General features: G+C 63.8%; 14 protein-coding genes. 1 reads left to right on the top strand and 13 read right to left on the bottom strand.

Annotation, left to right across the window (positions count from 1 at the left end):
- Nucleotides 1-186, bottom strand: a 186-nt coding sequence (locus JWR89_RS25095; RefSeq protein ID WP_299720907.1) for an efflux RND transporter permease subunit, incomplete at its 3' end; no start/stop codon positions are given.
- 3 nt (nucleotides 187-189) lie between these two features.
- Nucleotides 190-1,320 carry an efflux RND transporter periplasmic adaptor subunit gene (locus JWR89_RS25090; RefSeq protein ID WP_299720906.1) on the bottom strand — a complete coding sequence of 377 codons (1,131 nt, stop codon included), beginning with the start codon at nucleotides 1,318-1,320 and terminating at the stop codon, nucleotides 190-192.
- A gap of 476 nt (nucleotides 1,321-1,796) precedes the next feature.
- On the opposite strand from JWR89_RS25090, the gene xth reads away from it, so the two are divergent.
- On the top strand, nucleotides 1,797-2,588 hold the full coding sequence (gene xth, locus JWR89_RS25085; protein WP_299720905.1) for an exodeoxyribonuclease III: 792 nt from the start codon (nucleotides 1,797-1,799) through the stop codon (nucleotides 2,586-2,588).
- 9 nt (nucleotides 2,589-2,597) lie between these two features.
- Here the strand turns inward: xth and JWR89_RS25080 are convergent, their stop codons facing one another.
- The 11 genes from JWR89_RS25080 to pdhA all read right to left on the bottom strand — a co-directional run bounded on the left by JWR89_RS25080 (nucleotide 2,598) and on the right by pdhA (nucleotide 11,425).
- Complete coding sequence (locus tag JWR89_RS25080) at nucleotides 2,598-2,948, bottom strand: HepT-like ribonuclease domain-containing protein (protein ID WP_299720904.1); 351 nt, start codon at nucleotides 2,946-2,948, stop codon at nucleotides 2,598-2,600.
- A complete protein-coding gene (locus JWR89_RS25075; protein WP_299720903.1) occupies nucleotides 2,948-3,217 on the bottom strand; it encodes a nucleotidyltransferase domain-containing protein in 270 nt (89 codons plus the stop codon). Before JWR89_RS25075 ends, JWR89_RS25080 begins: the two co-directional genes overlap by 1 nt.
- A gap of 82 nt (nucleotides 3,218-3,299) precedes the next feature.
- The gene (locus JWR89_RS25070) at nucleotides 3,300-4,106 is read right to left on the bottom strand and encodes a tetratricopeptide repeat protein (RefSeq protein ID WP_299720902.1); all 807 of its coding nucleotides are present in this window, start codon (nucleotides 4,104-4,106) and stop codon (nucleotides 3,300-3,302) included.
- Nucleotides 4,093-4,572, bottom strand: a complete 480-nt coding sequence (locus JWR89_RS25065; RefSeq protein ID WP_299720901.1) for a hypothetical protein — start codon at nucleotides 4,570-4,572, stop codon at nucleotides 4,093-4,095. The genes JWR89_RS25070 and JWR89_RS25065 overlap by 14 nt, the downstream gene beginning before the upstream one ends.
- A 292-nt stretch (nucleotides 4,573-4,864) precedes the next feature.
- Nucleotides 4,865-5,104, bottom strand: coding sequence for a hypothetical protein (locus tag JWR89_RS25060; RefSeq protein WP_299720900.1), 240 nt, complete (start codon nucleotides 5,102-5,104; stop codon nucleotides 4,865-4,867).
- Between the two features lie 163 nt (nucleotides 5,105-5,267).
- A complete protein-coding gene (lpdA, locus tag JWR89_RS25055; RefSeq protein WP_299720899.1) occupies nucleotides 5,268-6,686 on the bottom strand; it encodes a dihydrolipoyl dehydrogenase in 1,419 nt (472 codons plus the stop codon).
- Between the two features lie 12 nt (nucleotides 6,687-6,698).
- Entirely contained in the window at nucleotides 6,699-7,166 is a 468-nt protein-coding gene (locus tag JWR89_RS25050) for a hypothetical protein (protein ID WP_299720898.1), read from the bottom strand.
- 149 nt (nucleotides 7,167-7,315) lie between these two features.
- Nucleotides 7,316-8,674, bottom strand: coding sequence for a pyruvate dehydrogenase complex dihydrolipoamide acetyltransferase (locus tag JWR89_RS25045; protein ID WP_299720897.1), 1,359 nt, complete (start codon nucleotides 8,672-8,674; stop codon nucleotides 7,316-7,318).
- A gap of 2 nt (nucleotides 8,675-8,676) precedes the next feature.
- Entirely contained in the window at nucleotides 8,677-8,982 is a 306-nt protein-coding gene (locus JWR89_RS25040; protein WP_299720896.1) for a DUF5076 domain-containing protein, read from the bottom strand.
- A 5-nt stretch (nucleotides 8,983-8,987) separates the two neighbouring features.
- Entirely contained in the window at nucleotides 8,988-10,391 is a 1,404-nt protein-coding gene (locus tag JWR89_RS25035; RefSeq protein ID WP_299720895.1) for a pyruvate dehydrogenase complex E1 component subunit beta, read from the bottom strand.
- Between the two features lie 47 nt (nucleotides 10,392-10,438).
- Nucleotides 10,439-11,425 (bottom strand): pyruvate dehydrogenase (acetyl-transferring) E1 component subunit alpha, encoded by a 987-nt coding sequence (gene pdhA, locus JWR89_RS25030; RefSeq protein ID WP_299720908.1) that lies wholly within the window; start codon nucleotides 11,423-11,425, stop codon nucleotides 10,439-10,441.
- Between the last annotated feature and the right edge of the window lie 60 nt (nucleotides 11,426-11,485).

Here is an 11,485-nt window from a genome sequence, read left to right as displayed (position 1 = left end):
CGACGCCGCCATGGTGTCGGCGCTAGCGCCCGGCAGCGTCGCGGTCACCGCGATGGTGGGGAAGTCGACCTTGGGCAGCGCCGAGACCGGCAGCAGCCGAAATCCGAAAATGCCGAATGCGATAATGGTCGCGGTGATGAGCGTGGTCATCACCGGGCGGCGGATGCAGAGTTCGGAGAGGGTCATGGCTCAGGCCCCGGCTTTGCGTGCGCGGGCCTCGACCTTCGTTCCCTCGGTCAACAGCAACTGGCCATCGACCACCACGTCCTCTTTACCGGTCAACCCCGATGAGATCACCGACAGGCCCTGCGAGGTCCGATCCACCGTAACCGGCTGCACATGGGCGATATTGTCCTTTACCGTGAAGACAAAATTGCCGGTCTGGCTGCGCTGCACCGCGACGGTGGGCACCACCACGCCGTCCTCGGTGCGCACGATCAGCTTGGTTTGCACCAGGATGCCCGGCCACAGGGTTTCGTTGGCGTTGTTCATGATGCCGCGCACGGTGACCATGCCGGTGGTGGAATCCACGGTGTTCTCCACCATCGCCACCTTGCCGTCCTCGGAACGGCCGCTGTTCGGAATGGTCGCAATCACGGTGGTGGAACCCGCCGCCATCGCCTCTCTGATATCGACGAGCACACGCTGCGGCACCGCGAAGGAGACATAGACCGGCGCCATCTGGTTGATGGTCGCCAGCGGCGTGGTGTCGGCCGGGCGCACGAAATTTCCGACCTTGACGTTGGCGGCGCTGATGCGGCCGGCGAACGGCGCACGGATCAGGGTGTAGCTCTTCTGGACCTTGAGATTGTCGAGCGCCGACTGGTCGGCCTGGATGGTGCCGGCCAGAATGTCGGACTGGGTTTTGGCGTTATCGACATTGACCTGGGTGGTGGCACCCTTGCCGATCAGGTCGCTGAAGCGCTTGAGGTCGCGCTCGGCGCCGGCGAGCTGGGCGCGATCCTTCATCAACATGCCCTCGGCCTGCTCGATCTGGGCGTCGATCTGGCGCGAATCGAGGGTGAACAGCAGGTCGCCCTCCTTGACCTTGGCGCCGTCCTCGAAATGCACCGCAAGAATGGTGGTCTCGACCCGGGATTTCAGCGCCACGCTGGAGATCGGCGTCACCGTGCCGATGGAATCGACATCGAAGGGGATCGGACGGCGCTCGGCCCTGGCCAGTTCGACGGCAACGACCCGCACACGCTGCGGAGCCTGGGCGCTGACGTTGCCTGATGTCCATGACGATCGTGTCGTGTAAGCCGCCACGGCGGCGGCACCCAACAAGACGATGAAGGCGATCGATGTGCGTTTCTTCATAATATCCCACGTCAACTGGTCGAGATGATCGGGTTATCGCCCCCGCTTCCCGGCCCTGTGACAGCGTCTGATGCGCTTTAGGCTTAAAGCTTATCACGACCGGCCTAACGATGGTATGCCAGCCCGACTTATTTTTGCCATTGTTGTTACCGGAATCCCAGCCATTGGGAATTACGCGCGGGTGACGGGATTCTTGCAGTCGAGCCGCCGGTTTCGTCGGGCGGGAGCGCTTCTGATATCCCGCCGCGTATGTCCGCTTGTCGACAGCCCTCCCACTCCCGGACGCAGCGCATTGCAGAGTCAGGATCCAAGCTTGCTGCGGGCGTCGCAACCGGGGCCGGCTCTGCGAAGCAATACTTCGTATTGCATAGCGGGCGGAGGAACGAACCGGCGTTCGATCTGGCCAAGACATTAGCAGCCACGACGCAAGTCGCTATAACTCCATGGGCTGAATCACGATCTAACGGAATATCCGCATGCGCATCGCCACCTGGAACGTCAACTCGGTCCGCCAGCGGCTCGATCATCTGCTGACGTGGCTGCGCGACTGCGCGCCGGACATCGTCTGCCTGCAGGAGATCAAATGCGTCGATGAGGCGTTCCCGCGCGAGGCCATCGAGGCGCTCGGCTACAACGTCATCACCCACGGTCAGAAGACGTTCAACGGCGTCGCTTTGCTGTCGAAATATCCGCTCGAGGAAGCCACGCCGCGGCTGCCCGGCGACGATGACGACGTGCACGCGCGCTTCATCGAAGGCGTGGTGTCGCTGAAATCCGGCGTGGTGCGGGTCGCCTGCCTGTATTTGCCGAACGGCAATCCGGTCGATACCGACAAATATCCCTACAAGCTGAAATGGATGTCGCGGCTGCAGGAATTTACGCGGGCCCGGCTGAAGACCGAGGAGCCGCTGATCCTGGCCGGCGACTTCAACGTGATCCCGGCCGCCGCCGACGTGCATAACCCCGCCGCCTGGGCCAACGACGCGCTGTTCAAGCCGGAGACCCGGGAGAGCTTTCAAGCGCTGCTGGGGCTGGGCCTAACCGACGCGCTGCGCGCCGTCACCGACGAGCCCGGGCAGTACACGTTCTGGGATTACCAGGCGGGCGCCTGGCAGAAGAACTGGGGCATCCGCATCGACCACCTGCTGCTGTCGCCGCAAGCCGCCGACCGGCTCGTCGATGTCGGCATCGACAAGTACGTGCGCGCCTGGGAAAAGCCGTCCGACCACGTGCCGGTGTGGATCGATCTGGATCTCGAGGCGGCGTGAGCAACACGGCTAGCTTTTCGGGAAGTCTTCCAGCAGGGCTGCAACGGCGCGATCGAGCGGCTCGATGTGATCCGAGACGACCGACCACAGGATGTCGGGATCGATCCGCCGGTATTCGTGGCGCAACATGTTGCCGAGGCCATGAATCTTCTGCCACGGCACTTCCGGGTGGTTCGCTTTAAGCCCTGCCGGAATGTGTTTAGCTGCTTCCGCGATGATCAGCAGCGCGTGCTCGACGGCGCGTTTTGTGATCCAGTTCGACGCGAAATCGGTCGCGCTCCGGCCCGCCGTGGCGCTGCGGATTCCCGCGATTTCCTCACGAATATCCGCCAGCCAGATGGGTGTCGTACGGACCGCCATCAAAAGATGCGGATGGCTTCGCGCTCGATCCCGGAACGCAGCAACGGATGCAAGCCGTTGCGCGTGCCGTAATCGATCTTGTCGCCGAACGAGCCACGAAGCACGTCGAACGCGTCCATATAGCTGAGAAAGCCGAAGGAGGTTTCGGGAGCCGGATCAATAAAAACATCGATATCGGATTCCGGCCCGGCCTGGTCGCGCGCATGCGATCCGAACAGATAAAGCGCAGCCACTCCAAGCGCCCGCAGAGCCGGCTCGGTGGCCTTCAATCTTGCGATGGTAAGATCACGGCGCATGGCATCAATATAGCGGCTGGAAAACCGCTTTTCTACCGCCGTACGGCAGCTTCGCTCAGTCCTTGCGACCCTGCACCCAGTGCTCGAGCATCTGCAGCGCCATGGCGCGGTCGTCTTCCGAGGCCTTGTTGATGGCCCGGTTGTAGCTTTCCTTGATCCAGACCTCGTCGGGTGTTGCGTTGTCGCGCGCCAGCGTCAGCCACATCAGGCCACGCGCCATCTGCCGCGGCAGTTGCTCGCCGTTGAACAGCATCTGGCCGAGCAGCGCCTGCGCCTGGTGCTGGCCCTTCTGGGCGGCCAGGCCGAGCCAGCGCACGCCATATTTGGTGTCGCGAGGGGCGCCGATGCCCTTGAGGTACAACCGCGCCAAGTCGTATTGCGCGTCGGCATTGCCGAAATACGACGCCGCATAGGAAAACATCTCGCGGGCGCGTTCGGTATCGGCCTTGACCTTGGAGTTCGGGATACCGTCGAGGTAGTAGCGGCCGAGCGCGACGAACGCGTTGGCGACCACGGCGGCCTGCGGTGCCGACGGACTGTCCTCGGCATGGGCATTGGCGATACGGCTGAAATACTCGAACGCGCGCAGGTCGTCCTGGGCCACGCCATTACCGTCGGCATACATCCGGCCGAGCTTCCACTGCGCGATCGGATGGCCGCCCTCGGCGGCGTATTGCAGCGCCGTCAGCGTGGTGTCAGAGCTGTTCTTCTTCAACGAGGCGACGGCGCCCGGCAAAGCCGTCACCACCGGGAGGGTCGCATCCGAACCTACCGGCGCGCCGTCAAAGGCAAACACCGGGACGGCCACGGCAGCGGCACCCACAAAACACGCTACAAGAATGGTACGCTCAAATATTCGCATAACATTGTTTCTCGTGCGCCCTGCCCGAGTGGATGACGGCGCCATCGATGGCCGCTCCAACCTGGTGGGCAACGTTCCAAAGCACCCCCGCCAAATAGTTGGTCGCGCAAAGTTGGTGTTTGGTCTTGTGCGCAGCCAATTTTTGGTCGGTCAAATTTTCGTTAGCCATGCCGTCATCGGCATGTCGCATGTTGCCAATTTCGAGGATGTCTTTGGCGACATCACGGCCCTGCGGTTTCAAATCCGGGACACAGGGTGGCTTTTTGAAGATGTCAGCCCATTCGATCCAATCGAGCGCGATGCAGCATTCATCGACGATGACCAGAGCCCGCACCGCATAGGTCGGGGCGCCGACGTTCGCAACCAAGACGCCTTCGCGACACAGCTTCGCCGCCCTCGCCGGCCCCGTCATGAGACGGTCGGGCTGGCGCGAAGTGAGGCTGATAGCTGGCGTCCTGGCGTCCATTGCAAACCTGGTTCACCGGCCGTCTGGCGCTCGAGGAAATCGCCTGATTTCCTGTGGTTGTCGCGCGCGCCGTGGCCGTCTCGCTGATCAGAATGATTTCACGAACGCGTGTGGCTAAATAGCGGCGCGTGCAGGGACCGGCGGACCATACGGTTAAATCTTAGGGAACTGTGGCGCCCCAGCAACATTCGTTGCCCCTAAGCCACCCTTTAGAGCGCGACTAAAGTAGCGAGCCGTTGCAACGAAGCGGCCGGCCACGAGGGCCGGCCGTTGCTGTCGCGTCTTGCGGCTTTCAGCGACCGGCAGGCGCCGAGGTCGCTCCGCCATAGATCAAACCCGGATAGACGCCGTAGGACGGCACCATCGGGCGGCCCCAGCCGGGGTAGTAGCCGAGCGCGTCGCTCGGATCGCCGCCGCTGAAGGCCGGCTGCTGGACGTGTCGGCTACGGTGCCGCTCCGCGGCGCTGGCGGCATCGGAAACGGACAGCGCGATCAAGGCCGCGCCGATCGCGATAGCTGTGATCTTTCTCATGACGTTCTCCCGATCAGCGCCGGCGCCTTTGCACCGGCATTTGTTAGCCGACGGCGCCTGCCGCGCCGGGCCCGATCATCAGATGGCGCTGCGGCGGCGAAAGTTCAGCCCGCCCGCCATCACGAAGCGGCGAGCTGATTAGTTTGTCAGGATTATCGCCCGACTACATGTTCAGCACGCGTCCATAAGCGTCCAGCACGGCTTCCTTCATGGTCTCCGAGATGGTCGGATGCGGGAAGATGGTGTGGAACAGCTCTTCTTCGGTGGTCTCCAGGTTCATCGCGACGACAAAGCCCTGGATCAGTTCGGTGACTTCGGCGCCGACCAGATGCGCGCCGAGCAACTGCCCGGTCTTCTTGTCGAAGATCACCTTGGCCATACCCTGGTCCTCGCCCATGGCGATGGCCTTGCCGTTGCCGACGAACGGGAAACGGCCGACGCGGATTTCGCGGCCACTCTCCTTGGCCTTGGCTTCGGTGAGGCCGACCGAGGCGACCTGCGGGTGGCAATAGGTGCAGCCGGGGATCAGCAGCTTGTCCATCGGATGCGGGTCCATGCCCTTGATCTTCTCGACGCAGATCACGCCCTCATGCTCGGCCTTGTGCGCCAGCATCGGTGGGCCGGCGACGTCGCCGATGGCGTAGATGCCGGGAACGTTGGTCCGGCAGTAGCCATCGATGACGATGCAGCCGCGCTCGGTCTTCACGCCGAGCTTCTCCAGCCCAAAGCCCTCGATGTTGCCGACCACGCCGACAGCGGAGATGACGCGGTCGAATTCCACCGTCACCGGCTTCTTGCCGTCGTCGATGGTGGCGATAACGCTGTCGGCCTTCTTGTCGAGTTTGGTGACCTTGGTGTTGGCGAGGATCTTGATGCCCTGCTTCTCGAACTCTTTTCGCGCGAACGCGGCGATCTCGGCGTCTTCCACCGGCAGGATCTGCGGCAGCACTTCGACGACGGTGACGTCGGCGCCCATGGTCTTGTAGAACGACGCGAACTCGATGCCGATGGCGCCGGAGCCGACCACCAGCAGCGACTTCGGCATCTTGTCCGGGTTCATCGCCTCGAAATAAGTCCAGACCAGCTTCTTGTCGGGCTCGATGCCCGGCAATACGCGCGGCCGTGCGCCGGTGGCGACGATGATGTGCTTGGCGGTATAGGCGCCCTCGCCCAGCGCGCCCTTGGGGGCGGCGGCTTCGGTCTTCTTCACGGTGAACTTGCCGGGCGCGTCCAGCGTCGCCTCGCCCCAGATGATCGAGACCTTGTTCTTGTTCATCAGGTATTCGACGCCGCCATTGAGGCGCTTCACCACGCCGCGCGAGCGCGCGATCACCGCCTTGATGTCGAACGACACGTTGTCCGCGGACAGGCCATAGTCCTTGGCGTGCTGCATGTAGTGATAGATCTCCGCCGAGCGCAGCAGCGCCTTGGTCGGAATGCAGCCCCAGTTGTTGCAGATGCCGCCGAGATAGGCCTTCTCGACGATCGCCGTCTTAAAGCCGAGCTGCGCGGCCCGGATCGCGGTGACATAGCCACCCGGGCCAGAGCCGATTACGACGACGTCAAAGGATGTATCAGCCATGTGTTAGTGCCTTCAGTTCGATACCGGCGCCAGACCAAGTCGGGTGCGTCGTTTTTTCATGATGTCGATGAGCATCAGCGCCCAGCAGAGCCCGATCGCAAGGACGGCGATTTCAAAGCCGGGCGATTCGATAACACTCATGCGCGTCCAGTTGCTGAGCTGCAGGATCGATAGCGCAAGTCCCGGGATCAGATGGATCAGGATCAGGAGTCCTTTCCGATTCGTATCCGGTGACGCGCGCACAATGCCGATGCTGATCGCCGTGGCGATGAGCATCATGAATCCGATGACCGGTGGTACAATGTACAATCCGAGTGCCCAGCCAATGTCGTCTGAAATCATGTGGTGGGCACTTAGAGTTTTCCAATATGGCAACCACAGCAGCGCGCCCAGCGACCACCAGCACACCGCACCGGCAACGGATCCAAACGCTCCGCCAACCAAACAGAACCAGTAGGACAGTTGGTTGCTATCTCGCATCGGCTCGCTGCCTCTTGTAGAGATCGAGGTGAGGCGTTGGACATACCCCTCACCCGTCCGCCTTCGGCGGCCACCCTCCCCCACCTAGCGAAGCTTCGCCTAGGGGGGAGGGAAGAAAGAGAGGCGCCCGTGCGCCTCCCCAATTTCAACTACACCACCATCATCACCGGGTTTTCGATCAGCAGCTTGAACGCACCGAGCAGTTGCGCGCCGAGCGCGCCGTCCATGGCGCGGTGGTCGCAGGTCAGGGTCACCGTCATGATGGTCGCGATATCGAGCTTGCCGTTGCGTACCACGGCACGCTCCTCGCTGACGCCGACCGCCAGGATCGAGGCCTGCGGCGGGTTGATCACGGCGGTGAACTGCTTCATGCCGAACATGCCGAGGTTGGACACCGCGGTGGAGCCGCCCTGGTACTCGTCCGGCTTCAGTTTTCGCGCTTTGGCGCGCGCCGCGAGGTCCTTCATGTCGGCGGAAATCTGCGCCACCGACTTGATGTGGGCGTTGCGGATGATCGGCGTGATCAGGCCACTCGGCACCGACACCGCGACCGAGACATCGGACACCTTGTGATGCAGCATCGCCTCGTCGGTCCAGCTCACATTGGCGTCGGGCACGCGCTGCAACGCCAAAGCCAGCGCCTTGATGACGAAGTCGTTGACCGACAGCTTGTAGGCCGGCTTGCCATCCTTGTCCTTCGGCGCCAGCGCGTTGATCTCCTCGCGCGCCGCGACCAGCTTGCCGACGTCGCAATCGGCGGTCAGGTAGTATTGCGGAATGTCGCGGTCGGCGGCCGTCAGGCGCTGCGCGATCACCTTGCGCATGTTGTCGTGCGGCACGGCCTCGTAGCTGTCCGGCTTGAACAACGCGCGGATCTGCTGGTCCGACGCGCCCGGCGCAGCGGCGGCTGCTGTGGCCGGTGCTGCCGCGGGCGCCTTGAGGCCGCCGCCGGTCTTGGCTTTCTCGACATCGGCGGCGATGACGCGGCCATGGGGGCCGGAGCCGTCGATGCGGCCGAGTTCGATGCCGGCGTCCTTCGCAAGACGCTTGGCCAAAGGCGAGGCGAACACGCGGGCGCCATTCGAGGCTGGCGCGGCAGGCTTGGCGGGCGCCGGTGCGACGGCGGGCGCCGGGGCCTTCTCGGCAGCGGCAGGAGCCGCAGCGGCGGCAGGTGCGGCGGCAGCTTTCGGAGCTTCCTTGGGCGCCTCGGCGGCAGCCTTCGGCTTGTCAGCCCCTGCCCCCGCCCCGGTCGCCTTCACGTCCTCGCCATCGGTCGCCAGCACCGCGATGATCGCATTGACCGCCACGTCCTGGGTGCCTTCCGGCACCAGGATTTTCGCGATGGTGCCCTCATCGACGGCTTCCACTTCCATGGTCGCCTTGTCGGTCTCGATCTCGGCGATCACGTCGCCGGACTTGACCGTGTCGCCCTCCTTCTTGAGCCACTTGGCAAGGTTGCCCTTTTCCATGGTGGGCGACAGCGCGGGCATCAGGATGTTGTTTGGCATTGTCAGTGACCTTGTTGCGACCGCGGCGTGGTCGAGCCCACGTCGGTCGGCCGCGCGATTTCGGCGTCAAACATATCGACGATGCGCGTCAGCGCCTCGTCCTCGGAATAGTCGCTCTCGCGCGCATAGGCGCGCGCGGCGTGGCGGGCGATGTCGACCAGCAGCATGCCCCACATGTCCGGCTCCTCGAACGCGCGGGTGAACGCGATCGAGAGGCCGCCATCGAGCACGAAGGCGCGCAGCACCTCGACGGCGTCCTCGCGGCCCATCACATCCGGCGGCAAGGGCTGCTCCTTCGGACCGGCCATCCCGCTCACCGATAGCAAACGGCTTTGGCCGCCGCGACGACGTCGGCCACGGACGGCAACGCCAGTTTTTCGAGGTTGGCGGCGTAGGGCATCGGCACGTCCTTGCCGGAGACGCGTCCGACCGGGGCGTCGAGATAGTCGAACGCCTCTTCCATCAGGCGGGCGGCGACTTCGGCGCCGACGCCGGACTGCTTCCAGCCCTCTTCCACGGTCACCGCGCGGCCGGTCTTCTTCACGGAAGCCACGATGGTCTCGGTGTCGAGCGGGCGCAGCGTGCGCAGATCGATCACCTCGGCCTCGATGCCTTCCTTCGCGAGTTCCTCGGCGGCCTTCAGCGCGTAGTTCATGCCGTTCGACCACGAGATCAGCGTGACGTCCTTGCCGGCGCGCGCGACCTTGGCCTTTCCGATCGGCACGATGTAGTCATCGAGCTTCGGCACTTCGCCGGTGTGGCCGTACAGCATTTCGTTTTCGAGGAAGATCACGGGGTTCTTGTCGCGGATCGCGGACTTCAGCAGGCCCTTGTAGTCGGCCGCGGTGTGCGGCGCGACCACCTTGAGGCCGGGGATCTGCGAGTACCAGGCCGAGTAGTCTTGGCTGTGCTGCGCGCCGACGCGGGCGGCGGCGCCGTTGGGGCCGCGGAACACGATCTGCGCGGTCATCTGGCCGCCGGACATGTACAGCGTCTTGGCGGCCGAGTTGATGATCTGGTCGATCGCCTGCATCGCGAAGTTGAAGGTCATGAACTCGACGATCGGCTTCAGCCCGGACATCGCGGCGCCGACGCCGACGCCGGCAAAGCCGTGCTCGGTAATCGGGGTGTCGATGACGCGGCGGGCGCCGAATTCCTGCAGCAGGCCCTGGGTCACCTTGTAGGCGCCCTGATACTCCGCGACTTCCTCGCCCATGATGAAGACGTCTTCATCGCGGCGCATCTCTTCGGCCATGGCGTCGCGCAGCGCTTCGCGGATGGTCATGGTGACCATCTCGGTACCCTCCGGAATTTCCGGATCGGGCAGGATCGCGGCCACCGGCGCAACGGGAGCCGCCTGCGCGGCGGCGGGCTCTTCCTTAGGCGCGGGGGCGGATTTGGCTTCGGCGGCCGGGGCTGCGGATTCCGCGGCCTTCTCCTGCTTGGCCGGGGCCGGCGCCGCGCTGGCATCCTCTCCGTCAGCCAGAATGGTGGCAATCGGCGTGTTCACCGCGACGTCCTGGGTGCCTTCGGCGATCAGGATTTTTCCTAGGGTGCCTTCGTCGGTGGCCTCGACTTCCATAGTCGCCTTATCGGTCTCGATCTCGGCGATGACGTCGCCGGACTTGATGGCGTCGCCTTCCTTCTTCAGCCATTTGGAGAGGTTGCCCTTCTCCATGGTCGGGGACAGCGCGGGCATCAGCACTTGAATGGGCATTGTAACTCCAGATCAATCTTTAGACTGCGTGCTTAGCGGTGCGCTTGTCAGCGGTAGACATCGGTGTAGAGCTCGGACGCATCCGGCTCCGGATCGTGCTGCGCGAAATCCGCGGCGGCATTGACGATCTCGCGGACGTCGGCGTCGATCGCCTTGAGATCCGCTTCGGTCATCTTCTCCGCCAGCAGGCGGTTGCGGACCTGCTCGATCGGATCCTGGTCGTGGCGAACCTTGTCCACTTCCTCGCGGGTGCGGTACTTGGCCGGATCGGACATCGAGTGGCCGCGGTAGCGATAGGTCTGCATCTCCAGGATGTACGGACCCTTGCCGGCGCGGCAATGCGCCACGGCCTTGTCGCCGGCAGCCTTGACGGCGCGGACGTCCATGCCATCGACCTGCTCGCCGGGAATGTTGAAAGAGATGCCGCGCTTGGAGAAATCGGTCTGCGCCGAGGAACGCAGCACCGAGGTGCCCATGGCGTAGCGGTTGTTCTCGATGATGTAGACCACGGGGAGCTTCCACAGCTCCGCCATGTTGAAGCTCTCATAGACCTGGCCCTGGTTCGACGCGCCGTCGCCGAAGTAAGCGAGGCTGACGAAGTCGTTGCCGCGGTAGCGGTTGGCGAAAGCCAGCCCGGTGCCGAGCGAGACCTGTGCGCCGACGATGCCGTGGCCGCCGTAGAAATTCTTCTCCTTGCTGAACATGTGCATGGAGCCGCCCTTGCCCTTGGAATAGCCGCCCTGGCGTCCGGTGAGCTCGGCCATGACGCCCTTGGCTTCCATGCCGCAGGCCAGCATGTGGCCGTGATCGCGGTATCCGGTTATGACCTGATCGCCCTTTTTCAGGGCCATCTGCATGCCGACCACGATTGCTTCCTGACCGATATACAGATGGCAGAAGCCGCCGATCGCGCCCATGCCATAGAGCTGGCCGGCCTTTTCCTCGAAACGCCGGATCAGGAGCATGTCGCGCAGGGCGGCGAGTTCCTGTTCCCGGGTGAATTCCTTGGGCGCACTGGCGCCATTGCCCTTGATCGGCTCCTTGCCCTGCCCCGTTTCCTGCTCTGCTTCTTTAGCGACGCTTTTCTTCGGTGC

The organism is Tardiphaga sp., assembly GCF_028290785.1.
Classification (GTDB): Bacteria; Pseudomonadota; Alphaproteobacteria; order Rhizobiales; family Xanthobacteraceae; genus Tardiphaga.
The sequence above is the reverse complement of the archived record's forward strand: the minus strand, read 5'-3'. Positions and strand labels throughout refer to the sequence as shown.

Excerpts from the sequence above, each read along its gene's own strand:
- JWR89_RS25060 (WP_299720900.1), bottom strand. The coding sequence starts at position 5,104 with ATGAGAAAGATCACAGCTATCGCGATCGGCGCGGCCTTGATCGCGCTG.
- JWR89_RS25080 (WP_299720904.1), bottom strand. The coding sequence starts at position 2,948 with ATGGCGGTCCGTACGACACCCATCTGGCTGGCGGATATTCGTGAGGAA.
- JWR89_RS25065 (WP_299720901.1), bottom strand. The coding sequence starts at position 4,572 with ATGGACGCCAGGACGCCAGCTATCAGCCTCACTTCGCGCCAGCCCGAC.
- JWR89_RS25070 (WP_299720902.1), bottom strand. The coding sequence starts at position 4,106 with ATGCGAATATTTGAGCGTACCATTCTTGTAGCGTGTTTTGTGGGTGCC.
- JWR89_RS25035 (WP_299720895.1), bottom strand. The coding sequence starts at position 10,391 with ATGCCCATTCAAGTGCTGATGCCCGCGCTGTCCCCGACCATGGAGAAG.
- lpdA (WP_299720899.1), bottom strand. The coding sequence starts at position 6,686 with ATGGCTGATACATCCTTTGACGTCGTCGTAATCGGCTCTGGCCCGGGT.
- JWR89_RS25050 (WP_299720898.1), bottom strand. The coding sequence starts at position 7,166 with ATGCGAGATAGCAACCAACTGTCCTACTGGTTCTGTTTGGTTGGCGGA.
- JWR89_RS25040 (WP_299720896.1), bottom strand. The coding sequence starts at position 8,982 with ATGGCCGGTCCGAAGGAGCAGCCCTTGCCGCCGGATGTGATGGGCCGC.
- JWR89_RS25045 (WP_299720897.1), bottom strand. The coding sequence starts at position 8,674 with ATGCCAAACAACATCCTGATGCCCGCGCTGTCGCCCACCATGGAAAAG.
- JWR89_RS25090 (WP_299720906.1), bottom strand. The coding sequence starts at position 1,320 with ATGAAGAAACGCACATCGATCGCCTTCATCGTCTTGTTGGGTGCCGCC.
- xth (WP_299720905.1), top strand. The coding sequence starts at position 1,797 with ATGCGCATCGCCACCTGGAACGTCAACTCGGTCCGCCAGCGGCTCGAT.